This window comes from Advenella kashmirensis W13003 (genome assembly GCF_000506985.1).
GTDB lineage: Bacteria > Pseudomonadota > Gammaproteobacteria > Burkholderiales > Burkholderiaceae_B > Advenella > Advenella kashmirensis_A.
In genome coordinates, this window is record NZ_KI650983.1 from 161,169 (window position 1) to 185,537 (window position 24,369).

Annotated in this window: 20 protein-coding genes; 5 read left to right on the forward strand and 15 right to left on the reverse strand. The window is 56.4% G+C overall.

Features of this window, described 5'->3' with window-relative positions; translation table 11 throughout:
- The first annotated feature begins 309 nt into the window (after positions 1-309).
- Positions 310-519: a CsbD family protein gene (locus tag W822_RS44670; RefSeq protein WP_024007335.1), complete on the forward strand. Its 210-nt coding sequence runs from the start codon at positions 310-312 to the stop codon at positions 517-519.
- 223 nt (positions 520-742) lie between these two features.
- Here W822_RS44670 and W822_RS46025 read toward each other — a convergent pair whose 3' ends face one another.
- Complete coding sequence (locus tag W822_RS46025; protein WP_172642832.1) at positions 743-1,822, reverse strand: CobW family GTP-binding protein; 1,080 nt, start codon at positions 1,820-1,822, stop codon at positions 743-745.
- Between the two features lie 73 nt (positions 1,823-1,895).
- Here W822_RS46025 and W822_RS44675 point away from each other — a divergent pair, with 73 nt between their 5' ends.
- The gene (locus tag W822_RS44675; protein WP_031243764.1) at positions 1,896-3,032 is read left to right on the forward strand and encodes a GNAT family N-acetyltransferase; all 1,137 of its coding nucleotides are present in this window, start codon (positions 1,896-1,898) and stop codon (positions 3,030-3,032) included.
- Between the two features lie 8 nt (positions 3,033-3,040).
- Here W822_RS44675 and phaR read toward each other — a convergent pair whose 3' ends face one another.
- The 5 genes from phaR to W822_RS44700 all read right to left on the reverse strand — a co-directional run bounded on the left by phaR (position 3,041) and on the right by W822_RS44700 (position 7,951).
- Positions 3,041-3,619, reverse strand: a complete 579-nt coding sequence (phaR, locus tag W822_RS44680; protein WP_024007338.1) for a polyhydroxyalkanoate synthesis repressor PhaR — start codon at positions 3,617-3,619, stop codon at positions 3,041-3,043.
- A 45-nt stretch (positions 3,620-3,664) separates the two neighbouring features.
- On the reverse strand, positions 3,665-4,402 hold the full coding sequence (phbB, locus tag W822_RS44685) for an acetoacetyl-CoA reductase (RefSeq protein WP_024007339.1): 738 nt from the start codon (positions 4,400-4,402) through the stop codon (positions 3,665-3,667).
- A 51-nt stretch (positions 4,403-4,453) separates the two neighbouring features.
- Positions 4,454-6,121: a PHA/PHB synthase family protein gene (locus W822_RS44690; RefSeq protein WP_051401873.1), complete on the reverse strand. Its 1,668-nt coding sequence runs from the start codon at positions 6,119-6,121 to the stop codon at positions 4,454-4,456.
- A 127-nt stretch (positions 6,122-6,248) separates the two neighbouring features.
- Positions 6,249-6,989: a peptidoglycan editing factor PgeF gene (gene pgeF / locus W822_RS44695; RefSeq protein WP_253272353.1), complete on the reverse strand. Its 741-nt coding sequence runs from the start codon at positions 6,987-6,989 to the stop codon at positions 6,249-6,251.
- Positions 6,986-7,951, reverse strand: coding sequence for an RluA family pseudouridine synthase (locus tag W822_RS44700; protein WP_024007342.1), 966 nt, complete (start codon positions 7,949-7,951; stop codon positions 6,986-6,988). The genes pgeF and W822_RS44700 overlap by 4 nt, the downstream gene beginning before the upstream one ends.
- A 170-nt stretch (positions 7,952-8,121) precedes the next feature.
- Between W822_RS44700 and W822_RS44705 the strand changes: the two genes are divergently transcribed.
- Positions 8,122-8,880 carry an outer membrane protein assembly factor BamD gene (locus tag W822_RS44705; protein ID WP_253272354.1) on the forward strand — a complete coding sequence of 253 codons (759 nt, stop codon included), beginning with the start codon at positions 8,122-8,124 and terminating at the stop codon, positions 8,878-8,880.
- A 122-nt stretch (positions 8,881-9,002) separates the two neighbouring features.
- On the opposite strand, the gene W822_RS44710 is transcribed toward W822_RS44705, so the two are convergent.
- Positions 9,003-11,150: a DNA repair helicase YoaA gene (locus W822_RS44710; protein ID WP_024007344.1), complete on the reverse strand. Its 2,148-nt coding sequence runs from the start codon at positions 11,148-11,150 to the stop codon at positions 9,003-9,005.
- A 73-nt stretch (positions 11,151-11,223) separates the two neighbouring features.
- On the opposite strand from W822_RS44710, the gene W822_RS44715 reads away from it, so the two are divergent.
- A complete protein-coding gene (locus tag W822_RS44715) occupies positions 11,224-13,602 on the forward strand; it encodes a Tex family protein (RefSeq protein WP_024007345.1) in 2,379 nt (792 codons plus the stop codon).
- Between the two features lie 78 nt (positions 13,603-13,680).
- Here the strand turns inward: W822_RS44715 and W822_RS44720 are convergent, their stop codons facing one another.
- On the reverse strand, positions 13,681-14,649 hold the full coding sequence (locus W822_RS44720; RefSeq protein ID WP_024007346.1) for a Bug family tripartite tricarboxylate transporter substrate binding protein: 969 nt from the start codon (positions 14,647-14,649) through the stop codon (positions 13,681-13,683).
- Between the two features lie 439 nt (positions 14,650-15,088).
- Here W822_RS44720 and W822_RS44725 point away from each other — a divergent pair, with 439 nt between their 5' ends.
- Positions 15,089-16,051 carry a Bug family tripartite tricarboxylate transporter substrate binding protein gene (locus W822_RS44725; RefSeq protein WP_031243769.1) on the forward strand — a complete coding sequence of 321 codons (963 nt, stop codon included), beginning with the start codon at positions 15,089-15,091 and terminating at the stop codon, positions 16,049-16,051.
- 80 nt (positions 16,052-16,131) lie between these two features.
- Here the strand turns inward: W822_RS44725 and W822_RS44730 are convergent, their stop codons facing one another.
- From W822_RS44730 to ddpX, 7 genes are all read right to left on the reverse strand, one after another.
- On the reverse strand, positions 16,132-17,934 hold the full coding sequence (locus W822_RS44730; RefSeq protein WP_024007348.1) for an ABCB family ABC transporter ATP-binding protein/permease: 1,803 nt from the start codon (positions 17,932-17,934) through the stop codon (positions 16,132-16,134).
- Positions 17,924-18,886 carry an oligopeptide/dipeptide ABC transporter ATP-binding protein gene (locus W822_RS44735; protein ID WP_024007349.1) on the reverse strand — a complete coding sequence of 321 codons (963 nt, stop codon included), beginning with the start codon at positions 18,884-18,886 and terminating at the stop codon, positions 17,924-17,926. The genes W822_RS44730 and W822_RS44735 overlap by 11 nt, the downstream gene beginning before the upstream one ends.
- Positions 18,879-19,931, reverse strand: coding sequence for an ABC transporter ATP-binding protein (locus W822_RS44740; protein WP_081724482.1), 1,053 nt, complete (start codon positions 19,929-19,931; stop codon positions 18,879-18,881). The genes W822_RS44735 and W822_RS44740 overlap by 8 nt, the downstream gene beginning before the upstream one ends.
- Positions 19,931-20,803 carry a D,D-dipeptide ABC transporter permease gene (gene ddpC / locus W822_RS44745; protein ID WP_031243776.1) on the reverse strand — a complete coding sequence of 291 codons (873 nt, stop codon included), beginning with the start codon at positions 20,801-20,803 and terminating at the stop codon, positions 19,931-19,933. The genes W822_RS44740 and ddpC overlap by 1 nt, the downstream gene beginning before the upstream one ends.
- The gene (locus W822_RS44750) at positions 20,803-21,816 is read right to left on the reverse strand and encodes an ABC transporter permease (protein ID WP_253272355.1); all 1,014 of its coding nucleotides are present in this window, start codon (positions 21,814-21,816) and stop codon (positions 20,803-20,805) included. Before W822_RS44750 ends, ddpC begins: the two co-directional genes overlap by 1 nt.
- Before the next feature lie 189 nt (positions 21,817-22,005).
- Complete coding sequence (locus W822_RS44755) at positions 22,006-23,556, reverse strand: ABC transporter substrate-binding protein (RefSeq protein WP_031243778.1); 1,551 nt, start codon at positions 23,554-23,556, stop codon at positions 22,006-22,008.
- 138 nt (positions 23,557-23,694) lie between these two features.
- Entirely contained in the window at positions 23,695-24,258 is a 564-nt protein-coding gene (gene ddpX / locus W822_RS44760; RefSeq protein WP_031243779.1) for a D-alanyl-D-alanine dipeptidase, read from the reverse strand.
- Positions 24,259-24,369 lie beyond the last annotated feature (111 nt).

The following is a 24,369-nucleotide window of genomic DNA, read 5'->3' on the forward strand; positions in this document are numbered from 1 at the left end:
GCGGGTCTGAGTCATCATTTAGCCATTGAGCTGTAACGGAATACAACAGCATCGTCGACACGATGCTGTGTCAGCCAATCCAAACCCACCGAAAGAACGATATATCGCTATCTTGCGGCCATTTTTGGGGAATGTCCGATATGCATGATGAGGCAGTCGTCGCATCGCGTGATTTTGCGCATTACCCGCGCCCGATTACCTGGGGTTACATCCATGACAGAAAACGGTCATGGGTCCATGCTACGCTTTAATCTCGTGTGGTCGACATATCACACACGCAATTTCACATTAACTGAACAGGAGCAAACTATGAATAAAGACATTGCAGCCGGTAAATGGGAACAGGTCAAAGGTTCTGTCAAACAGACATGGGGTGAATTGACTGACGACGACGTGGCTCAGGTTAATGGCAACGCGCAGAAACTGGCAGGCATCCTGCAGGAAAAATATGGCCGCACCAAAGAAGAAGCGGAAAAGCAAGTTGATGAGTTCTGGACTCGCCATAATAACGATGTCTGAAGCCGGTCAGCTCTCTGTATTACGGTCGATTGCAGAAAGATAAATCGATCGCTGGTAAAGCTGGGTAATACCAGCAGACCAGACTGACAGAAGCACATTCTTCCAAGCAGATCGCGGCGCCCGTCAGGGGCGCCGTTTCATGTGCACTGCTTAAAACTCGATCTGCAGTCACCCGCTTTTCGCCCGATTGATGATCAATCGCCTGGCACCCGGTACCCGCAGATCAACCTTCATAAAAATCGGCTGACTGGGGCAGTTCCATCTCGTCGGTCACGCCATCCAGGAACAACACCATGGCCATCTGCTGCGCCTGGGCTTCTTTCCCCAGTCGCTGAGCAGGATAGCGTTGGGCATGGACGATATTGAACAGATACGCATCTTCATCACCCTGAAAACGCAACAATGCCTTGGCGCGTAGCAGCGTTGCACCCAGGCGTTCAAGCATGCGCTCCAGTACCCGATTGAAAACGCTGCGCCGCAAAGGTTCAGCAAATTCGAGCGTCACGATGCGTATGGATGAATGCATCTGCACTGGTGCCAGAGAAATGACAGGACGCTGCCGCGGCACCTCTGCTGTGTTGGTCAATGTACTGGACGACGATGTCTGCGCGCCATGTTCAAGATGCCGGCTCAGAAAAGGCATGCTGGCACCTGCCTTTCTCGGCATAGGCGATACACTCATCAGCCGCAGCCGGCTATCGGGCGCATGCGCAGACAGAAATGCGGGTATGTCCATCAGTGGCGCATCCGTAACCATGGCAATGTGACGCACACTGCGGCACGTTTGCTCATCAGAGGCAATATCGGTGTGTGACAACAAAACCAGATCGGCCTGCACCAATTGCCGCGACCATTCGACAAAGCCAGCCTGCTTTTGTGCATTGACCACATCCACGATACAAATACAGCCGTTATAGACAAACCGTTCTTTCAAAAAGAAATCCGTATGGAGGGTAAAACGCAGCGCCGACGGATCGGCGAGCCCGCTGGTTTCAACAAGAATCTGACTGAAACGGGGAATTTTGCGTGCCAGTGCGTCGGTAAAGAGCCGCTGCAGGGTCACGCTCAGGGAACCCTGCATCTGACAGCACAGGCATCCGCCTTCAAGTAGAATAACGGAAGGCTGCACAAACGACCAGCTTGCCTGATCAATACCCAGCTGGCCGATTTCATTTACGATCACAACTGTATTTGCGCCATCGGTTTGTTGCAGCAACTGGTTAATATAGCGGGTTTTTCCGCTACCCAGAAACCCGGTGATCGCAGTAACGGCAATTTTGGTGTCTGAATCGGTATTGGTCACGTGCATACAAGGAGTGTGAAGTGGTGGTCGCAATAAAAACGGGGCAGCGGTATCTGCAGGAGTCATCAAAAACATGCAGGTAGAGCTGTTGCACTCGCTGGCAGACCTGCCGGATCTGGACTGGCGTGACTGGTCTGACGACAATCCTTTTGTCGCTCCTGCCTTTTTGCGCGCCATGGAAAGCACCGGCTGCACCACAGAAGAAACAGGCTGGCAACCCAGCCACCTGATTCTATACGATGAGCGCCATGAGCCCGCCGGTTTCATGCCCATGTATTTGAAAACCCATTCACAGGGCGAGTTCGTTTTCGATATGGCCTGGGCCCACGCCTTCAACCAATATGGCCTGCAATACTACCCTAAACTGTTGTGTGCGGCACCGTTTTCTCCGGTGACCGGACCGCGTCTGATCGGCCGCGACCGGCAGGCAAGACAGGTGCTGGCCAAGGCAGCCATCGAGGTGGCCAGGCGCATGCAAGTGTCGTCTGTCCATGTACTGTTCCCCGCGCAGCGCGATCTGGACATTTTGCGTGAATCGGATTATATGATCCGCGAAAGTGTACAGTTTCACTGGAAAAACGAAGGTTACGCTGATTTTGACCAATTCATGGCGAGCCTGCAATATGACAAACGCAAGAAACTTAGGCAGGATTCACGCAAGGTTGCCCGAGCCGATATTACATTTGAGTTCAGGCGCGGCCACGAGATTAGTGCCGAGACACTCTCTTTTTTCTATGCCTGCTACTGCAATACTTATTATGAACGTGGCAGGCAGCCTTACCTGACGCAAGCCTTCTTCACCCGGTTGCTGCATGAATCGCCCGACAGCCTGCTGCTGGTCATGGCGCTGCGCCACGGAGAACCGATCGCCTGCGCCATGAACATGATCGGCAACAACATCATGTACGGTCGTTATTGGGGTGCGCAGCAGTATATTCCAGGACTGCATTTTGAGACCTGTTACGTCCAGGGTATTCGCTATTGCATTGAACACGGCATTGCCGTGTTTGAAGGCGGCGCGCAGGGAGAACACAAGCTGTCCCGCGGCCTGTTGCCGCAAGCGACCTATTCCGCCCACTGGATAGCGCGGCCCGAGTTTGCCGATGCCATCGACCGCTTTCTGAATGAAGAAAGCAGGCACGTTCAGGCTTATCTGGACGAGTTAAACGAACACTCGCCCTTCAAAGATCAGGAAACCAATCGCAACTGACCGTCCAATCACTTGTCTTCTTTGTCCTTATCTTTGTCTTTGTCCACGATCGGGCTGAACGGGAAGGCACCGAACATATTGCTGGTCTGGTTCTGCATTTGTTCCTGCATCTGGACAAACATGTTTTTAGACTGTTCGACGTAATTATTCATCACATTATTGAGCAGCGGCGCCTGAATGTTCATGAACTGCGACCACGCTTCGGCGCTAAATTGCGGGTTGTAGACGCCTTTTGACTGCTCTGCCAGTTTGTCCTGGATATCAACAAATGCCTGCATGTTTTTTTCAAGATAGGAACCCATCACGCCCTGCATGGCATGGCCATAAAAACGGATGATATGCGCCAGCATGTTCGAGCTGAACATGGGCACCCCGCCCGATTCGGCCTCCAGAATAATCTGCAGCAGAATACTGCGCGTAAGTTCTTCGCCCGACTTGGCATCCAGCACCTGAAAACGAACATTGTCCAGCACCAGTTGCCTGACATCCTGCAACGTAATGTAGGTACTGGTCTGCGTATCGTAGAGCCGACGGTTGGGATATTTTTTAATTGTGCGGACGACGTCCGTATCAGTAGCTTTAGCCATTGCCTGTTTAACCTTTAATGAACTGTCTTTGTCCCGGTGACGGACTTAACCCATGTGCAAACCGCCGTTGACCGAGAAGTCAGCGCCGGTTGAAAAGCCGGATTCATCTGAAGCCAGCCATGACACAATCGAGGCGATTTCATCGGGCGTGCCCAGGCGCCGGACCGGAATGGTTCCCACAATCTGCTCCAGCACTTCAGGACGAATGGCGCGAACCATGTCTGTCCCGATATAGCCGGGAGAGACGGTGTTGACGGTCACGCCACGGCTGGCCACTTCCTGCGCCAGCGCCATGGTAAAACCATGAATACCGGCTTTGGCCGTGGAATAGTTGGTCTGCCCGAACTGCCCTTTCTGACCGTTGACCGAACTGATGTTAATGATACGCCCCCAGCGCTTTTCGTACATATGTTCAATAACCTGTTTAGTCACATTGAACAGACTGTTCAGATTGGTGTCCATGACCGCGCGCCAGTCGTCAATGGACATTTTACGAAATACGCCATCACGGGTAATACCGGCGTTATTGACCAATACGTCAATGGGCCCGTGTTCGTTTTTTACCTTGTCAAATGCCGCGACCGTCGATTCCCAGTCCGATACATTCCCGGCCGACGCATAAAAGGTATAGCCTTGAGCAGCCTGTTCGTCAATCCATTGCTGTGCATTGCGCTGCGGCCCGCAACCGGCGATAACAGTGAAACCGTCCTTGTGCAGGCGCTGGCAGATGGAGGTCCCGATACCACCCATCCCTCCTGTTACATATGCTATTTTTTGTGTCATGTTGAACTCCTTAGGCTACTCAACTGTAATAAAGTGATGAAAAGACCTGTTTCAGGCCCTGACTTTGACATATTGACCGGGTGCGGCCTGCAGCACAGGGAACCCCGCTGCCCCCTGTTCTGACCTGGCCTTGACCTTGCGTCCGCTATGGCCACCAAGCCAGGCCGCCCAATCCGGCCACCAACTGCCTGGCACTGACCGGGCCTGATCGAACCAGGCTTGCGGCTCGCTCTGCCTGGGCTCAACGGCCTCGTTTGACCAATAGTTGCGGCGATTCCTGGCCGGCGGATTGATGACCCCGGCAATATGGCCCGACGCGCCCAGGACATACCTGACAGGGCCCGACAATAATCTGGCTGAGGCAAACGATGCCTTCCACGGCACGATATGATCGTCTTTCGAACCATACACGTAGGCCGGCATATCCAGATCGGACAGATCAACCGGTTCGGAACATACTTTCAGTACACCGGGACGACACAATTTGTTCTCCAGGTACATATTTCGGAAATACCAGGTGAAAAACGGACCGGGCAAATTCGTCCCATCGGCATTCCAGAACAGCAGGTCAAACGCCGGCGGCGCATTGCCTTTCAGGTAATTGCTGACGACATAGTTCCATACCAGTTCGTTGGGTCGCAGGAATGAAAACGTGGTGGCCAGTTCGCGCGCGGTCATCAGCCCGCCTTGTCCCAGCAGTTGCTCCCGATAGGCTGCATGCGCCTCGTCAACAAACACGTCCAGAATGCCGGTGTCGTCAAAGTCGAGCAGCGTGGTGAGCAATGTGACGCTGGCCACGGGATTGTCCCCACGTGCACGTGCCACCGCCAGCGCACTGCCGAGCATCGTGCCGCCCACGCAAAACCCCAGGGCATTGATCTGTTTCTGGCCGGTAATCTGTTGCACCGTGTCGATTGCCGTCAGCACCCCTTTTTCGATGTAATCGTCCCAGCTTGAGGCCTGTATGCCATCGGTATCGGTCGCCATGGGATTACGCCAGGAGATCATAAAGACCGTAAACCCCTGGCTGACCGCATACTCAACAAGCGAATTGCCCGCCTGCAGATCAAGAATGTAATATTTATTGATGCAGGGCGGCACCATCAGCAAAGGGCGTCGATAGACCGTCGGCGTTTGCGGTGCATATTGCAGCAACTGAAACCAGGGATTTTCGAAAACCACCGACCCCGGCGTGGTTGCCAGATTGTGGCCTACTTCAAATGAGGACTCGTCGCTTTGTGAAATCTGCCCTTTGCGCAAATCGCCCAGCAAGTTCAGAAAACCCTTTTGCAGCGATTCGCCACCGGTGTCCGAAAAAGCCTGTAGCGCATCGGGATTGGTCAGAAAATAGTTGGCCGGCGACATGGCGTCGTTCCACTGCTCGACAGAGAAACGCAGGCGCTCCCGAACCGGGCCCGGCGGCGTGGTTTCTTCGATCATTTTTTTCAGGGTCTCGGTCGACAGCAAATACAGGTGTGCCATCATGAAATGCTGCGGACTGTTCTGCCACGCCGGGCTGCTGAAACGCCTGTCGGTCAGGGGGGGTAATGTACCCTGTTGCGCGGCCTGGGCGATCTGCTGCCAGTGCGCCATAAATTCAGCCTGCAACTGATGCAGCGCGTTTCCGTTCAATGCCGGATCAGGCTGGGGCCACTTTGCTTGCTCAGTCTTCTGGGTCACTCTGGTCTCCGGCTGTGGTCCGATTTTCAAACCTGGCATATTCGCCGATTATCTTACAAATCATTCTATATAAAAACGCACAGCTCGTCAGACAGTATCTACCCCACTAAGGGAAACCCTGAGCGGCTGGAGGCAATGATCTGCAATCGCTATAAAAGTTGCAAAATCAACCGTTAATCCAGATAACCGTCGCGATTCTGCCCGTGACAGGACTACGGCGATAGGAATAAAAAAGATCCTCCTGTGTGTAAGTGCACAGGCCACTTTGTTCTATATGTGGCACGCCAAGCAACGCCAGGCGCCAGGCCGCGATGCCCGACAGGTCGGCCAGCCATTTTCCGGCATGCGCCGGATGCGGCTCAAAAAAGCGGGCCACTTGCGGGTCGTCTTCCAGAAACACCTGGCGAACCTCAGGGCCGACTTCAAAAGCCAATTGGGAGATCGCCGGACCGATCCAGGCAAAGTCAGGCAGTCTACCGTAATCAGCTTGCATTTTTTTGACAGTGTTTTCCAGCACGCCGCCTACCAGCCCCCGCCAGCCGGCGTGCGCGGCGCCCACCGCTTTGTCCGAGCCAAATACCACCGGCAGGCAATCGGCGGTCAGGATGGCCAGCACCCGTCCGGGCGTAGCAGTCACGCTGGCATCATACGGTTGAGCGTCGCGCCCGATGGCCGCATCGGCGTCCAGCACGGCCGTGCCGTGAACCTGGTTCAGCCATACCGGCTGGCCCGGCAGCGAGTCGCACAAGCGCGCCCGGTTCTGCTGCACCGCTTGCGGATCGTCATTCACATGAAGCCCCAGGTTCATGCTGTCGTAGGCCCCAGCGCTGACGCCGCCGTGGCGGGTCGTGCAAAAATAGCGGATGCCCGGCCAGATCTTCCCGGTTACCTGAGTCGGTTTGGTCATATGGGCTCCCATTCAATGCTTGCCAGCACCTGCGCCATATCGTCCGGAGGTGCTACCTCGAAGGTACGGGCCTGCTCCGAGGCCGGGTCGATAAAGGTCAGCCGCCGTGCGTGCAGCATCTGCCGGTGGACCCGTTCCAGCGTCTTGCCGTTATAGAGCGTATCGCCCAGCAGCGGATGACCCAGACTGTGCAGATGTACCCGGATCTGGTGCGTTCTGCCGGTTTCAAGCCGGCATTGCACATGACTGACCGGCGCCTCGGCGATATAGCCGAAATTGATTCGTTTAAAATGTGTAATGGCCTCTTTGGGCGCAATCGGATGCACGGTGGACATGCGTACCGGCACATGCCGATCCCGTCCGATAGGCAGGGTCACAGACCCCTCTTTGGGAATATGCCCCATGACCAGCGCTTCATATTCGCGTCCCATGCTGCGCGATTGCAATTGCCGGACAAAATGGGTCTGGGCGATTTCATTGCGCGCAACGACCAGCAGCCCGTCGGTATCCTTATCCAGCCGGTGAACAATGCCGGCACGCGGCACATGGGCCAGTTCCGGATAACGGTACAGCAGGCCGTTGAGCAGCGTGCCGGACCAGTTGCCCGCGCCCGGATGGGTCACCAGACCGGCGGGTTTGTTGACCACGATCCAGTCGACCGAGTCGGCAACCACTTCAAAATCCACGTCCCCGGGCGTATAGGCGGTCTGTTCCGGCGCCAGTTGCATGCTGACGGTAATCAGATCGTCGGCGCCCACATTCTGACGGACTTTGCCCGGCTCACCATTGACCAGAACATGGCCGTCTTCGATCCATCCCTGCAGGCGACTGCGCGAATGGTCGGGCAGCAAACCCGCCAAAACCTTGTCCAGACGCTCCCCTTTCATAGACATGGGAAGACGGAACTGCCGCTGATCACTATCGGGAATTTCGTCGGTATCGTGTAAAGTTGAGTCAGACATCAATAGAAAACACTGTAAAATCGTATAATGCTCTCATCATAACGCGGCAATGGTATTATCAGATTGCTTTTTAAACTTTAACTAACAGTCACTTCCAAATTATGCATAAACGTTTGCTTCGAACTTCTCTCATCGCGCTCAGCTGCCTGACTATCGCAGGCTGCGGCAGCATGATGACCCGAGAAGCTGACAGAACAGCCGGAATGTCAGCGCCCCAGTTATATCAGGAAGCTCGCGACAACGTTCGCAGTAATGACTACAAAACCGCGCGCACCTATCTGGAAGCAGTCGAATCGCGCTATCCCTATTCCAGTTTCGCCCAGCAGTCCCTGATTGACCAGGCGTACGTCAACTGGAAAGACAATGAGCCGGAAAAAGCCGTTGCCGCCATCGACCGCTTCCTGCGCCTGTATCCCAGCCATCCTGGCACCGATTACATGCTGTATCTGAAAGGCCTGGTCACCTTTACCCCGCCCAGCTCCTATCTGCGCAGCCTGACCGGCCAGGATCCCAGCGAACGGGATCCAAAAGGTCTGCGTCAGTCCTATGATGCCTTCAACGAACTGGTCGAGCGCTTCCCTGACAGCCGTTACAGCCGCGATGCCCGTCAGCGCATCACCTGGCTGGTAAGCACCATTGCCGACAACGAAGTCAATGTAGCGAGATATTATTACACGCGTCATGCCTATGTGGCCGCCATCAATCGCAGCCAGGCTGTCCTGCGGGACTTTTCGGGTGTGGCCGCGGCCGAGCCTGCCCTGTATATTATGATGCAGTCATACCAGCAACTGGGCATGCAGGATCAGGCCAGCGATGCCAAACGGGTACTGGACCAGAATTATCCTAATAGCAAATATTATGAATTGGGAGTAGATGGTCAGAAAGGCGGCTGGTTGTCCTGGCTGAGCCCGGCCCGCGTATTTAATTAATACTGAAAGTATCTGACGGTCACAAAAGGCGGTGCAGCAATGCCCGCCTTTTGTTTTGCACCGTCTTTTGAAAACCCCTACCCCACCCTATGTTTTGGCGCCTTGATGAAAGCGGTGGTGCGCTATGCGGCGTTGTCGGCATCCGGCAAGGCGATCTGTCTGGTGTGCGTTTGCAGAAAAGCGGCCGCCTCGTCCAGCTTGCGCGTGCGACGAAACGGCGGCAAACCGCGCCACAGCAATTTGCCGTATGGCTTTTCGACCAGCCGGCGATCCCCGACCACCAGCAGCCCCCAGTCTTTTTCAGTTCGAATCAGGCGGCCGGCGCCCTGCTTTAATGCGATGGCTGCGCTGGGCAGCTGAAATTCAAAAAAGGGATTGCCGCCCGCCTCGCGGCAGGCCTTGATGCGGGCTTCCAGAACCGGGTCATCGGGCGGCGCAAAAGGCAGTTTGTCGATTGCCACTAGCGTGAGCATATCGCCAGGCAAATCGATTCCCTCCCAGAAACTGGCGCTGCCGACAAGGACGGCATTTTTCAATTGACGAAACTGTTCAAGCAGCACGCCGCGCGAGCTTTCGCCCTGACGCAGGACCGGACGCTCGATGAAATGCGTATCAAACGCTTCCAGCAGCAGGGTCGAAATATTGTCCACGGCACGCAGCGTGGTACACAGTACCAGCACGCCGCCGGGGCTGGCCTGAATCAGCGGAATCAATGTCTTGACGAATTGTTTTTGAAAATCGGGCGACTGTGGTTGCGGCAGATCATCGGGAACATACAGCATGGCATGATCCTGATAGTCAAAGGGAGATTCCCAACGCTCGGTCCGGGCCCCATACAGGCCAAGCTGGCGCGTGTAATGCGAAAAGTCCTTGTAAACAGACAGGGTGGCGGAAGTAAAGATCCAGGCCTGTTCCTTGCGACGCTGACGCGAAAAGGCATCTGCAACCGACAATGGTGCCATTTGCAGGCGAAAATGGTGCAGGCCGACCTCGACCCAGCGTACCAATTGTTCGGGCAACGTCGCTGCTGCCTGTTGTTCGACGCGTGCTGCTGCCGGTGACGGGCTGGCTGTCTGCGCGGCACCGGTCGATTCCGCATCTTGCGGGCGCGCGGCGTCCTGCGGCAGAATGACCGGCTGGGACCAGCGATAGAGCCTGGCACACAGTTCCGTTCCTGCCTTGGCTGCCGTCGCCAGATCCGGATGACGTTCCTGTACCGCCGTCAACATGCCGGTGAGCGTGACCAGTTCGTCGTAAAGCTTGTTCAGAATATCAAAAAAACGTTCGGCTTCGGGAATCTGGTCAAACGTCGCCTTGCGACCGGGCATCGCCTCGATGGGCGCGGCCGCCAGGCGCAAATCCTTGACGTAATACGACACCCGCTGACAGGCGTCAGTCCATTTGGCGCTATCGCGTGCATAGGCCAGCGCAGCCACTTCGGCAGCCTTCAGAAAATCAGTAATATGGCCCGAGTACACCACATCCCCCATGAAACGGGTCGCCGTCTCGGGTAACTGGTGCGCTTCGTCAAACACCACGGCATCTGCCGCCGGCAGCAGATCGGTAATGCCCTCTTCACGCAGCATCAGGTCAGCAAAGAACAGGGCGTGATTGATCACGACCACGTCCGCTTCCTGCGCCTGGCGGCGCGCTTTGAGCAGAAAACATTCCTTGACGTCGGGGCAGTCCTGGCCCAGGCAGTTTTCCCTTGTGGACGTTACCCGATTCCAGATATCGGCGTCCTCGGGTACCTGGCCGCAATCGGTTTTATCACCCGAACGCGAGCGCGTGGCAAACACCCGGATCTGCCTCAATTGGCTGATTTCGTCTTTGGATTTGAGACCACGCTCGTCCTGTTCGAGACGGTCAAGGTGATAATGACAGACATAATTGCTACGCCCTTTGAGAAGCGCCACCTGGACCGGCAGCGCCAGGGCTTTGCGCACGCGCGGTACGTCTTTGTTGAACAGCTGGTCCTGCAGGGTGCGGGTCCCGGTGGAAATGAGCACCTTGCGGCCCGACAGAAAGGCCGGAATCAAATAAGCCCAGGTTTTACCGGTCCCCGTGCCGGCTTCGGCGACCAGCACAGCATGTTCATTAATGGTCTCATCGACCGCCTGCGCCAGTTGAACCTGCGCGTCGCGCAGGGTATAGCCAGGCACGGCCGCAGCCAGCGGCCCGTCCTGAAGAAACCAGTCAGAAATATCAAAGTCAAGTACTCGCACAACCCTTCCCACACCTCGCCTTGCGGCAATTACATGTGGCATCATACTCCAGTTCTGCTGTGCCGACCCGGATGCTTATGGCACAATGTCGCGTTTGGTTTATTTCCTATCGTGAAGCATGAACGCATCTACCCCTACCGTTACCGCTACATCGCCGCTGGTTGATCCGGCACGCATCATCGCATTGCTGGCCGCTGAACTCAATATTCGCGCCAGCCAGATCGCAGCGACCGTCTCGCTGCTGGATGATGGCGCAACCGTCCCGTTTATCGCCCGCTACCGCAAGGAAGTGACCGGCGGTCTGGATGACACCGTCCTGCGCAATCTCGAATTGCGCCTGACCTATGTCCGCGAACTGGAGTCGCGCCGGGCAGCCGTGCTGGAGTCCATCAGCGGCCAGGGCAAGCTGACGCCCGAGCTGAACGAAGCCATTGCCGCCGCCGATACCAAGCAGCGCCTGGAAGATCTTTATGCTCCCTTCAAGCCTAAACGCCGCACACGTGCGCAAATCGCGCGTGAGGCGGGGCTGGAGCCGCTGGCCGATCTGCTGCTGACCGATCGCGCGGCCGACCCGCAAGCGGCCGCCCAGGCCTATATCAATGAAGAACTGGGCGTGAAGGACGAGCGTGCCGCCCTTGATGGCGCGCGCGATATCCTGGCCGAGCGCTTCTCGGAAAATGCCGACCTGGTGGCCGATATGCGTGACTACCTGGGTCAACACGGCTTTCTGTATTCCAAAGTTATCGAAGGCAAGGAAGAAGAAGGCGCCAATTTCCGCGACTGGTTTGATTTTCGTGAATCCATCCGCAGTCTGCCCTCGCATCGCGTACTGGCGCTGTTGCGCGGACGCCAGCAGGGCGCGCTTGATCTGCGCATCGGTCTGAGTGATGAGCAGGATGCGCTGGTGCCACATCCGTGTGTCGAACGCATCAGCCGTTTCCTTGAACTGGACGCCGATTACTCGCCCTCGGCCAATGCCCGCGGCAAATGGCTGGCCGATGTGTCCCGCTGGACATGGCGCGTCAAAATGCTGACGGCCTTCGAATCCGAATTCATTACTAAACTGCGCGAAGAAGCCGAAGCCGAAGCCATTCGCGTGTTTGCCGCCAATCTGAAAGACCTGCTGCTGGCGGCACCCGCCGGACCCAAATCGGTGCTGGGCCTGGACCCGGGCATCCGCACGGGCGTCAAGGTCGCAGCCATCGATAAAACCGGCAAAGTGCTCGATACCGCCACGATTTACCCGTTCGAGCCGCGACGTGATCGCAATGGGTCACTGGCAACCCTGGCCGCACTGGTCAACAAACATAAAATTGAGCTGATCGCCATCGGTAACGGCACGGCCTCTCGCGAGACCGAGAAACTGGCCGCCGAACTGATCGAAGCACTGCCCAACGCCGGGTTGCGCAAAGTCGTGGTTTCCGAAGCCGGTGCGTCAGTCTACTCGGCGTCGGAGTTGGCCGCCAAAGAATTTCCGGAGATGGACGTGAGCCTGCGTGGCGCCGTATCCATCGCCCGCCGCCTGCAGGATCCGCTGGCCGAACTGGTGAAAATCGAACCCAAGGCCATTGGCGTCGGCCAGTATCAGCACGACGTGAACCAGCGCGAACTGGCCCGCTCCCTGGATACGGTCATTGAAGACTGCGTGAATGCGGTCGGCGTCGATGTCAACACGGCCTCGGCCGCCCTGCTCTCGCGCGTATCAGGCCTGAATGCCACACTGGCACGCAACATTGTAGACTGGCGCGATCAAAACGGCGCATTCCCCACCCGCAAAACCCTGATGGATGTCTCGCGTTTCGGCGCCAAGGCCTTTGAACAGGCCGCCGGTTTTCTGCGCATTCAGAACGGCGACAATCCGCTGGATGCCTCCGCTGTGCACCCTGAAGCCTACCCGCTCGTGGAGCGCATTCTGGATAAAATCCGCAAGGATGTCAAAACCGTCATCGGCAATAAGGAAGCACTCAGTGGCGTGTCTCCGGCAGAGTTTACCGATGAGCGTTTTGGCCTGCCGACCGTGAAGGATATTTTCCAGGAACTGGAGAAACCCGGCCGCGACCCGCGCCCGGAATTCAAAACCGTGACTTTCCAGGAAGGCGTCGATACCATCAAGGATCTGAGCGAAGGCATGATTCTGGATGGCGTGGTTACCAACGTGGCCAATTTCGGCGCGTTCATCGACATCGGCGTCCACCAGGATGGTCTGGTGCATATTTCCGCCCTGTCAGAGACGTTCGTGAAAGACCCGCGCGACGTGGTGCGCGTCGGCCAGACTGTGAAAGTCAAAGTGCAGGAAGTGGACGTCGCGCGCAAACGCATCGGCCTGACCATGCGCCTGAAAGACGACACGGGTCCGGCACCTCGTCGCGATTCACGGCCAGGCGCGGCCGCACCGCGCGCGGGTGGTGCCGGACGGGGACCTGCCCGCAATCAGTCTCGTGAAGAAGCATCGTCCATGAATGCCATGGCAGCGGCCTTTGCCAAACTCAGGAAGTAAACGCACCACGCCGGCGGCCCACGTTTTGAGGGGCCGCCGGCACTCTTCAATCGGTTCGCTTCCATCGGTACATTTCAATCAGTCTGCGCTGACACCCAGCTTGGTAATCAGTGCTCCCCAGCGATCAACCTCTTCGTTGATAAAAGCGGAGAACTGTTCAGGTGTCATATTTTGCGGCACCGCGCCCTGATCCGCCAGCTGCTTTTGCACCTCCGGCTTGGCCACGACTTTCAAAATGGCTTTGTTCAGCAAGGCCACGTCTTCCTTGGGCATCGCGGCCGGTGCAAGCACGCCGAACCAGGATGAAATATCGAAGTCCTCGAACCCTTCTTCGATCATGGTCGGCAGTTTTGGAGCGACTGCCGATTTTTCCTTGCTGGTCACCGCCAGGGCCTTGAGCTTGCCAGAGCTGATGAACGGCCACGCCGAGGGCATGTTATCGAACTCCATCAGCACGTCGCCGGCCATGACTGCCGTCAGCCCGGGTGCACTGCCCTTGAACGGCACATGCAGAATTTGCGTGCCGGCGTCCTGGTTAAGCTGTTCGCCACAAAGAAATTGCGAAGAGCCGATACCGGATGAGGCATATGTGGCCTTGTCCTTGTTCTTCTTCACATATTCAACCAATTCCTTGACATTATTGACCGGCAGTTTGGGATTGACGACGAGCACATTGGGCACTTTGGCAATAAGGGCAACCGGCGCAAAATCTTTCTTCAGATCGTAGTTCAGTTTCTTGAACATGGTCGCGTTCACCGAACTGGCAATAGTGGTCACGATCAAGGTGTAGCCGTCGGGCTTGGCGCGGGCTACTTCGGTCATGGCAATATTGTTGCTGGCCCCCGGTTTATTTTCCACCACAAAGCTTTGCTTGAGTTCATCGCTCAGCCCCTTGGCGACAATCCGGGCCACCAGATCGGTTGTGCCGCCCGGCGTATATCCAACCAGCACCTTGACTGGCTGGGCTTCCGGATAAGCTGCCAGGGCATTGCCCGCCATCCCCAAAGCCAGCACCATGGCGCCGACCGTTTTGCTCACATTCATCATACTCATCTCCGTTGTTGGCGGGCCCGTAGCCCACTTGTTGTGTGGAACAAAATTATTGCGACTGCATGTTCATTGATGCCGCAGTTGTCTTTACAACCCGACTCACGCAAGCTTAGCGCAATTGAGGCGCTAATAGTCCGGCGCGATCCCGACTGCGGGCTATCCCGCATCGGTCACAGCTGCGTTTCCTTACCCCGATACCCGCAGTAATGCCGAGTTCCAGAGCTGCCGACTTGTATCTGTACCCTGCTATCTGTACATCCTGATATCTGCACTCGATTATCCGCACCCTGCTATTTACACCTGACATCGGTGCCTGCCGACAGTAATTCGATAATTGAATTGACAAGATAACGCCGCCTTTATATAGTTGTCATACAAGCTGAAATAAAGTCAGACATCTTATCTTACCAGAATAATGTTTGTGGAGACAAAACGTATGATTCAACGAATGATTGCAGGTGTATTGCTCACGGGATTGACTGCATGGGGACCGGCAATGGCCGCCTATCCCGATAAACCGGTACGGGTCATCGTACCCTTTGTGCCGGGCGGCTCGTCGGATATCACCGCACGCACCATCGCGCCGGGAATGGAAAAAGTGCTGGGCCAGACAGTGATCGTAGAAAACAAGCCCGGTGCCAATGGTGCCATTGCAGCACAGGAACTGAAAAACGCCAAGCCCGATGGCTACACCCTGATGGTCGGCTCCATCGGGACGTTTTCGATTAACGAAGGCCTCTACAAAAAGCTCTCCTATAACCCGAGCCAGGATTTTGACTATGTCAGTCAGATCGTCCGTAATCCCAATGTCCTGGTCGTATCATCAAAAATTCCCGTCAAGACAGTAGCCGAACTGGTCGAATATGCCAAACAGCATCCCGATCAGGTCTCCTATGCCTCTTCCGGCACTGGTTCATCAGATCATCTGTCTGCAGTCATGTTCCGTCAGCGCAGCGGCACGACGGGCATCGACGTCCCGTATAAGGGCGGCGGCGCGGCCATTGCCGATCTGCTGGGGGCCCAGGTGGATGTATCCTTCCAGAATCTTGGTGCGGTGCTCACGCATGTGCAAAGCGGCAAACTGCGGGCACTGGCCACCACAGGTTCAGAACGGGCGCCAGAGCTGCCCGATGTACCGACCATGGCCGAGTCCGGTATGAAAGATATGGTTGTCTATTCCTGGCAGGGCGTGGCAGCCCCCAAGGGAACCCCGAAGGAAGTAATCGATAAACTGCACCAGGCCATCGCTGAAAGCCTGAAGCAGCCCCGAACCCAGGAAACCATGAAAAAACTGGGCTTCACAATCGTGGGCAATGACCCGCAGGCGTTCACCCAGTTTCAGAAAGAGGAAGTAAGCAAATGGAAAGGGGTCATCAAGGCGGCAGGACTGAGCCAGTAACTTCGTAACGGACACACCGCCACAATGAAGATTCGGCGAAGACCCGCGTCCGCCGAAGGACTCAGTAAAGCCGCTGCGTCTCAGACGTCGGTGCCTTCTTCGGTGGCGGCAAACTGCATGGCCCACATGCGGGCATACACACCATTGGCCTGCAGCAATGCTGTGTGTGACCCGTGCTCCACCACCCTGCCCTGATCCATGACCAATACACGATCCGCATCCACAATCGTAGACAAGCGATGCGCAATAATCAGGGTCGTCCGGTCTTTGGTAATTTTGTACAGTTCGTCCTGAATTGCTCTTTCGGTGCGGGTATCAAGGGCGCTGGTGGCTTCGTCCAGCACCAGGATCGGCGGGTTTTTCAAAACGGTGCGGGCAATCGCCACCCGCTGTTTTTCGCCACCGGACAATTTCAGGCCGCGCTCGCCCACCTGGGTGTCATACCCTTCGGGCAGGGACATCACAAAATCATGAATACTGGCAGCCCGGGCAGCCTCAAGCACTTCTTCGTGGCTGGCGTCGGGGCGACCATAGGCAATGTTGTAATAGATACTGGCATTAAATAGCACAGTGTCCTGCGGCACGATGCCTATATGCTGACGCAAACTCAATTGCGTGTACTGGCGGATATCGTGGCCATTGATGGTAATGCGCCCCTCTGTCACATCGTAAAAACGGAATAGCAGACGCGACAGGGTAGACTTGCCGGCGCCCGAGGTACCGACCACGGCAACCGTTTCACCGGCGCCAATGGTGAAACTGACATCATGCAGAATTTGTCTGTCGGGCTCATACGCGAAGCCGACATGTTCAAAGCGAATTTCCGCAGACCGGGTATCCAGTGGCGTGGCTTGCGGCACATCTTCAATCTCCTGATTCTGGTCCAGAATCCCGAACATGCGCTCCATATCGGACAGGGAATTTTTGATCTCGCGATAAATGAATCCCAGAAAATTCAGGGGCGCATACAGTTGGGTCAGATAAGCTGAAATCAGGACAATATCGCCCACGGTCATTGCGCCGGTAGTCACACGGTCCGCGGCCATCCACAGCAGGATAATCATGCCAAGTGTAATAATCACGCCCTGGCCTGCATTGAGCAGATTCAGCGAGATCTGGTTCTTGACTGCCGAATCCACCCAGCTGCCCAAATTCGTGTCATAACGGTTGATCTCATATGCTTCATTGTTGAAGTATTTAACGGTTTCGTAGTTGATCAGGGCGTCGATTGCCTGGGTGTTTGCCATACTGTCCAGGCTGTTCATGCGTCTTCGCATCACCATGCGCCGTTCCGTCACCACCAGAGTGAACACGATATAGGCCGCGATGGTGGCCACAATGACAACAGCAAACCAGACATCGTAGCGAACCAGCAGAATGGTCATGACCATCGCCAGTTCAAGTAGTGTAGGCAATATGTTGAACAGCGTGAAGTTCATCAAAAAGCCGATGCCCTTGGTGCCACGATCCATGTCGCGGCTTAAGCCGCCTGTCTGGCGCTCCAGATGATAGCGAATGGACAGGCCAAACAGATGCGTGAAAATAGTGGTCGCGATCCGCTGTATTGACCCTTGCGTCACTTTTGAAAAAAGGGCATCGCGCAGCTCGGCAAAGACGCTGCTGGAGATCCGTGCAAAACCATAGGCCAGCAGCGCGGCCACGGGCAGCATCATGGCGGTCGCGGGCAGGCTGAGCTGATCGACGATCTGCTTCAGATATACCGGCAACATGACGCTGGCCACCTTGGCGATCACCAGACAGGCCAGCGCGGCCATGACCCGCCACTTGAACAGCCACACGTAAGGCAGCAGGGAAATAATGACGCCAAATCCCTTTTTTCTAGCTGACCGTGCCTGATCTGTCTGCATCTTTTTATTTTCCATCGAACTCATCATGATCAAAACGGTGGCATCGAACATAGTGCGCCGATGTCCCGGAGGGGACGCTGGTCAGCGATTGGCGTTGCTCGCACCCCTGCTTGCGATAGGCGCAACGATCCAGGAAAAAACAGCCTTGGGGTAAAACACGGTTGCCCGGCAACTCCGGGATGGCCGCCACATCGGTATCGGGCAACGGCGTGCCCAGTACAGGCACGGCATCCAGCAACATCCGGGTGTAAGGATGTCGTCGCTGCGCCAGCACGGTGGCGGTCTCTCCCAACTCGACGATCTGCCCCAGATACATGACCGCGATACGGTTGCTCATATGACGAATCACCGACACATTATGGGAGATCAGGATGTAGGTGAGCTGGTGGTCCCGTTGCAAACTGAACAGCAGGTTGATAATTTGCGCCTGCACCGAAATATCCAGGGCCGAGGTCGGTTCATCAAGCACGATCACATCCGGACTGGATGCCAGTGCGCGGGCAATGGCAATACGCTGGCGTTGTCCTCCCGAAAATTCATGCGGATATCGTTTCAGGGACTGCGGCGCCAGGCCGACCTGTTCGGCCAGGCGCGCAGCGTGGGCCCGCATGGCGGCCTCGGCGCTCTGGCCTTTCACATAGGATGGTTCAGTGATGATTTTCCAGACCGGCAGGCGCGGGTCAAGCGAGGACTGGGGATCCTGGAACACAATCTGCACATTGGGACGACCGTTCTTTTGGCTCCATCGTAACTGGCCCTGCGTCGGCTGCTGCAGGCTTAACAACACCTGAGCCAGCGTCGTTTTACCACAACCGGATTCGCCCACTACCCCCAGCGTTTCACCACGCCGCACCGTCAGGTCCACACCGTTGAGCGCATGCGCCCAGGCGCGCGGGTGTCCGCGCCAGTTACGATTCAGGGGGAAACGGACATGAATATTATCAAGGGTTAACACAGTGTCAGACATGCGCTGCCTCCCCGGCCGTCATCCAGCAGGCAGCAGTATGGCCAGGCTGATCCGCAAGCGGCATCAGTGGCGGGATCTGGCTACAGGGCTCGCCCTGCAACGGACAGCGATTGCGAAACGCGCAGCCGCCAGGCAGGTCGGCCAGATTGGGAACCTGCCCCGCAATGGCCTGCAAGGGCGATCCTGGTTCGGCGTTTTCCGGCAGCCCCCCAAGCAGGCCGCGCGTGTAGGGATGCGCAGGCCGATCAATTACCTGTGCCGTGATGCCCTGCTCGACCACACTGCCCGCATACATGACGTAAACGCGCTCACAGAATTGGGATACCACGGCCATGTCATGTGTAATAAGAAGGATAGCCGTGCCGGTTTTTCGGGCCCGTTCGCGCAGTAGCATCAAAACCTGTTTTTGAACAGTGACATCCAGTGCCGTGGTGGGTTCGTCAGCAATCAACAATGACGGTTCACAGGAAAACGCCAGAGCAATCATAACCCGTTGCCGCATGCCGCCCGACAGCTCGAACGGATACGCATCAAAAATCTGTACGGGGTCGGCGATATGCATGTCACGCAACAACGCAATGGCGCGCTCGCGCGCCTGCCCTGCCGACAGCGATGTATGCCGGCGGATCACATTTGTGATCTGACGACCCACCCGCATGGTCGGATTCAGGGCTGTCATGGGCTCCTGGAAAATCATGGCCATATCCTTGCCACGTATATGGCGCATCTCCTTTTCAGTGGCTTGCAGAATATTCCTGCCTGACTTGCGAACACTGCCGGTACGAACACGATAGCTGTTTTGCGGAATCAACCGCATGCTCATCATGGCCGTAACGGATTTGCCCGAACCGGACTCTCCCACAATCCCCACAATTTCACCTGGCATAACCTGAATGGTGACGCCGTTGAGAACGCGGATCGCCCCCTTGTAAACCGGGAATTCAAGATACAGATTGTCAATATCCAGCACAGGCAGAGCAGCCTGCCCCAGGGACGGCGTCATCGCTGTACTAAGCATGGTGTCGGACTGGTGTGCAGGCATCATTATTTCACCTTCTGTTTGGGATCGAGCATATCACGAACGCCATCGCCCACCAGATTGAAGCCGATCGCCGTAATCAGGATCGCCACGCCCGGGAAAGTGGAATACCACCACTGATCCAGCAGATAATTGCGGCCGGATGCAATCATGGCGCCCCATTCGGCCGTCGGCTGCTGCGCGCCCAGCCCGATGAAGCCCAGTGCCGCAGCCATGAGTATGGCATTACCGATGTCCAGTGTCATCTGCACAATCACGGGCGGCAGCGCGTTGCGCAAGACATGCCAGCGCACAATATGCGGTTTGCCAGCGCCGAAGGTCTCGGCAGCCCGTACGTAGGCCATCTCGCGAATACTCAGCGTCTGGCCGCGCGCCAGCCGGACATAGTAAGGAATACGCACCACGGTGATGGCGATCATCGCGTTGAACAGGCTGGGCCCCAGCGCCGCCGCCAGCGCCATGGTCAGCACCAGCGACGGGACAGACAGCACGATATCCATCAGCCGCATAATGAGGGTATCGACCATGCGACCGATAATGCCTGAAAAGCAACCGATAATCGATCCGATCACACTGGCCATGAAGGCGACAAAAATACCGACACCGATCGATTGGCGACCGCCATATAATACACGGCTGAACAGATCACGCCCGACTTCGTCTGTACCGAACAGATGAGCCGCAGACGGCGGCAGCAAACGGCTGCCCAGGTCAATGGCGTCAGGGTCATGCACAGCCAGCAGCGGCGCCAGCGCAGCGGCCAGGCACATGAATGTAATCAGGACCAGCCCCAGCAGCATCATGGGGCTGCGTCGTAGCTGATACCATAAATAGGAAAGAGAAGAAAACAGAGGAGACACTGCGGTCGTTGTTGCCATCAGCCAGCATCCTTGATCCGAGGGTCCAGCACGCTGTAGAGCAAATCGACCAGCATGTTGAGCAGAACATAAACGAACGACACCAATACGGCAAATCCCATCACAGCGGGAAAGTCGAGTGCCTGAATGGATTCGACCACATACAATCCCATGCCCGGCCAGCTGAACACCGTTTCAGTCAGCACCGCGCCGTAAAGCAAATCACCCATGGCCAGGCCCAGCACCGTCACAGAAGGGATCAGCGCATTGGGCAAGGCATGGCCCAGAAGAATCTTCCAGCGCCCCAGCCCATAGGCCTGGGCGGTTCGAATGTAATCCTCCGAAAGCTGCTCAAGCATGGACGAGCGGATCTGGCGCGCCACCACGCCCAGGTGCACGAAACTCAGGGTAAAGGCCGGCAGCACCAGGTGCTCGACCGCACTCCGGAATTGATCCCAATCGCCTGCAATCAGTGAATCGATCAGGAAGAATCCGGTCACGGTCGACGGATCGCCCAGCAGGCCATCGATCCGCCCGCCTGACGGAAACCAGGACAAATGTCCGTAGAAAATAATCAGCAAACCCAGGCCCAGCCAGAAGGCCGGCATGGAAATGCCCGTGACCGCCAGCGTACGGGCGATCTGGTCGATCCAGGAATTTTTATAGACAGCGGACAGCACGCCTAGCGGAATGCCGACAAGCATGGAAAAAATCAGGGCGACAATCGCCAGCTCCAGCGTCGCCGGGAAAAAAGACAGCAGATCGTCAATGACGGGCCGGCCGGTACGGATCGACGTACCCAGGTCCCCGTGCAATAACCCTTTCAGATACAACCAATACTGTTCGTACAGCGGCAGGTCCAGGCCGAGCTTGCTCCTGATCCCGGCCACAATCTCGTCAGTCGCCCGGTCTCCCGCGATGAGCCTGGCAGGATCGCCCGGGATGAGGTGGGACACGATGAACGTGATGATCGACACACCCAGCATGACCACGATCAGCCACGGCAGGCGCTTGCGTATGATCTGAAAAAACAAAATAATCCTTCATTCTTGCGCGGCGCTGCGACGGCGCGCCTTCGCGTTTTTTGCACAGGCCCAGCGGGCTTGTACAGCCCCTGCCATTGCTGACAGCAATGTGGGGCACCGCCAGCAAGGCGACGGGGCCCGCCCGGTTACAACCCCCCACAGGCGGCCTACGGTCTGATAAGGCCGCCTGCCTGACCATCACTCTTTAGTAATGTCGGCTACGTTGTAGACGTCATGCAGCATCGGATTATAAGCATAGCCTTTTACATTGTCGCGCAGGCCCATTTCGTTACTGTGCTGGAACAGATATACATAAGCGTAGTCCTTCAGTACCTGTTTCTGGGCTGTCTGATACAGTTCAGTCCGCTTGTTCTGATCGGTCTCTTCGGCCGCCTGGCGCACCAGTTTGTCGACTTCAGGATTGGAATAGAAAGAACGGTTGCCCGGCAATCCCTGTTTGGCCGAGTCGAACCAGTAGTTCATGAACATGAACGGATCGGCGAAGTCAGGCGACCAGTTGCCAATGGAGATATCGAAGTCACCCTTGCCAAGGCGGTCACGCATGGTGGCGTTGGCCAGTTTTTCCAGCCGGACCTTGATGCCGATTGCCTGCAGGCTGGCCTGCACGGACAGCACGATGGGTTCCCAGTAGGATTCTTTGGTCGAGTACAGCAGGGTCAGCGGTTTATCGGGAATGGCCTGAGCGACGCTGGCTTTGGCTGCTGCTACATCGGTTTTGAAGGCAGGCGCTGTTTTGTCATGCGCCCACATGCCGTCCGGAATGGGTCCGTTGAGCGGTTTGGCTTCGCCATTCATAATGCCGTTGATGATGCCGCTGTAATCGACCGCTTCGCTGATACCCTTGCGCAACGCCACGTTGGACAGCGGACCGGTCTTGTTGTTCAGGTACAGATACGAGACCAGTAGCGACGGCACTTTCTTGAACACGACGCCTTTGGCATCCTTCATAGCCTTGACCTGATCGGTCGGCAGACTGCCGACAATATCCAGGTCGCCATTTTGCAATTGCAGGCGACGGGCCGATGCCTCGGGCACGATCTTGAAGGCGACTTTCTCAAGGGCCGGTTCCTTGCCGCCATAATGCGGGTTGCGCTCCAGAATCAGGCTCTGGCCTTTATTCCATTTGGCCAGCTGGTAAGGCCCCGAGCCGGCCGTATGGCCTGCCAGGTACTTGTCGGCGCCTTCCGCCTGCTTTTCAACTGCAGGATTGACAATGCCCGCGCCGTTGTTGGCCAGGATATTGAGAAACGGGGCAAATGGCTTGTCCAGTTTGAATTCGACGGTCATGGGGTCTTTGACCGTGATCTGCAGGCCGGCCGGAAACGGTTCCGAGGGCCCCTGCTTCATTTTCATCAAACGGTCAAAGCTATACTTGACAGCTTCGGCATTGACGGGCGTGCCATCGGCAAACTTCTGACCATCGTTCAATGTGAAGGTCCAGGTCAGTTTATCAGGCGACGTGGTCCAGCTTTTAGCCAGCTCGCCTTCCACCTCGGTCGACCCGCCTGCTTTATATTTGATCAGCCGTTGATAGCTGGGATAGGTGATGGACCAGTCATTGTTATCCATGGTCACCGCGATATCCAGCATTTGCGGATCAGCGCTTTTGGAAATGACCAGCATGTTTTTGGGGGTCGCTGCGTGAGCCGCGACGCCGAGCGACAGGCCCAGCGTGGCAGTACAGGCAAGCGAAAAAGCATTTTTTATAAACTGACGGCGAACTGACATAACAAGACTCCCGTAGACTGTCCTGACGGCCGTCAGTATCGGGGTTCGATGCTGCCCGGCATATCACGCTCCGATCTTAGCAAATGTATGTCGAATAGGAAATAGTCATCTATCCCTATCCCACAGCCGGGGCGATAATCACACCGTGACCAGTGCGCTGTCGATAACTGGATAGCTTTTTGAGTCAGGCAGCTCATAGTGCCACCATTCTGACTTGATGCCCCGGAACCCGGCATGCAGCATGATTCCCAGTAATAACAGGCGGTTTTTCTGCACGGTGGCGGGCAACGCTGCGTAATCGTGGTGCGACGCATCTTCCATCGCGTCAAAGCCCGTGCCCATATCCAGTTCGGCACCCGTTTCATCCAGCAGGGTTACATCAACAGCCGTTCCGCGCGAGTGATGCGAGCCCTGTGACGGATCCGCAACATACTGCGCATCGGGTAGCGCCGCCCAGAAAATCGCTTGTGCTGCGGGCGGCCGATAGCAATCGAATACTTTCAGGCGGTAACCGGCAGAACGGGCCAGCGCCGCCGCCCGCAACAGACAGGGCGCGGCGTCCCGATGCAGCGCGCATTGCGCCGTCTGGTAAACGATGCAGCCGGCAATGTTGTCCACGGTCGCGTAAACCAGGTCAATGACGACGCCGTATTGCGCTTCGTCGATAATAACCAGGCCCTGATCGTCCGTTCGTGTGTCCATCTGTTTTCCTTTCTCTACGGCTACCCATCGGGGGGGTCATCTGCGTCCCCCCTATGGCCCGTCGGGGTCATCATCGGTATTGCTGTCTCTGCGGCTGCACATGCGTCGGGG

Excerpts from the sequence above, each read along its gene's own strand:
- W822_RS44670 (WP_024007335.1), top strand. The coding sequence starts at position 310 with ATGAATAAAGACATTGCAGCCGGTAAATGGGAACAGGTCAAAGGTTCT.
- W822_RS44675 (WP_031243764.1), top strand. The coding sequence starts at position 1,896 with ATGCAGGTAGAGCTGTTGCACTCGCTGGCAGACCTGCCGGATCTGGAC.
- phaR (WP_024007338.1), bottom strand. The coding sequence starts at position 3,619 with ATGGCTAAAGCTACTGATACGGACGTCGTCCGCACAATTAAAAAATAT.
- phbB (WP_024007339.1), bottom strand. The coding sequence starts at position 4,402 with ATGACACAAAAAATAGCATATGTAACAGGAGGGATGGGTGGTATCGGG.
- W822_RS44690 (WP_051401873.1), bottom strand. The coding sequence starts at position 6,121 with ATGCCAGGTTTGAAAATCGGACCACAGCCGGAGACCAGAGTGACCCAG.
- pgeF (WP_253272353.1), bottom strand. The coding sequence starts at position 6,989 with ATGACCAAACCGACTCAGGTAACCGGGAAGATCTGGCCGGGCATCCGC.
- W822_RS44700 (WP_024007342.1), bottom strand. The coding sequence starts at position 7,951 with ATGTCTGACTCAACTTTACACGATACCGACGAAATTCCCGATAGTGAT.
- W822_RS44705 (WP_253272354.1), top strand. The coding sequence starts at position 8,122 with ATGATGACCCGAGAAGCTGACAGAACAGCCGGAATGTCAGCGCCCCAG.
- W822_RS44710 (WP_024007344.1), bottom strand. The coding sequence starts at position 11,150 with ATGATGCCACATGTAATTGCCGCAAGGCGAGGTGTGGGAAGGGTTGTG.
- W822_RS44715 (WP_024007345.1), top strand. The coding sequence starts at position 11,224 with ATGAACGCATCTACCCCTACCGTTACCGCTACATCGCCGCTGGTTGAT.
- W822_RS44720 (WP_024007346.1), bottom strand. The coding sequence starts at position 14,649 with ATGATGAATGTGAGCAAAACGGTCGGCGCCATGGTGCTGGCTTTGGGG.
- W822_RS44725 (WP_031243769.1), top strand. The coding sequence starts at position 15,089 with ATGATTCAACGAATGATTGCAGGTGTATTGCTCACGGGATTGACTGCA.
- W822_RS44730 (WP_024007348.1), bottom strand. The coding sequence starts at position 17,934 with ATGGAAAATAAAAAGATGCAGACAGATCAGGCACGGTCAGCTAGAAAA.
- W822_RS44735 (WP_024007349.1), bottom strand. The coding sequence starts at position 18,886 with ATGTCTGACACTGTGTTAACCCTTGATAATATTCATGTCCGTTTCCCC.
- W822_RS44740 (WP_081724482.1), bottom strand. The coding sequence starts at position 19,931 with ATGATGCCTGCACACCAGTCCGACACCATGCTTAGTACAGCGATGACG.
- ddpC (WP_031243776.1), bottom strand. The coding sequence starts at position 20,803 with ATGGCAACAACGACCGCAGTGTCTCCTCTGTTTTCTTCTCTTTCCTAT.
- W822_RS44755 (WP_031243778.1), bottom strand. The coding sequence starts at position 23,556 with ATGTCAGTTCGCCGTCAGTTTATAAAAAATGCTTTTTCGCTTGCCTGT.
- ddpX (WP_031243779.1), bottom strand. The coding sequence starts at position 24,258 with ATGGACACACGAACGGACGATCAGGGCCTGGTTATTATCGACGAAGCG.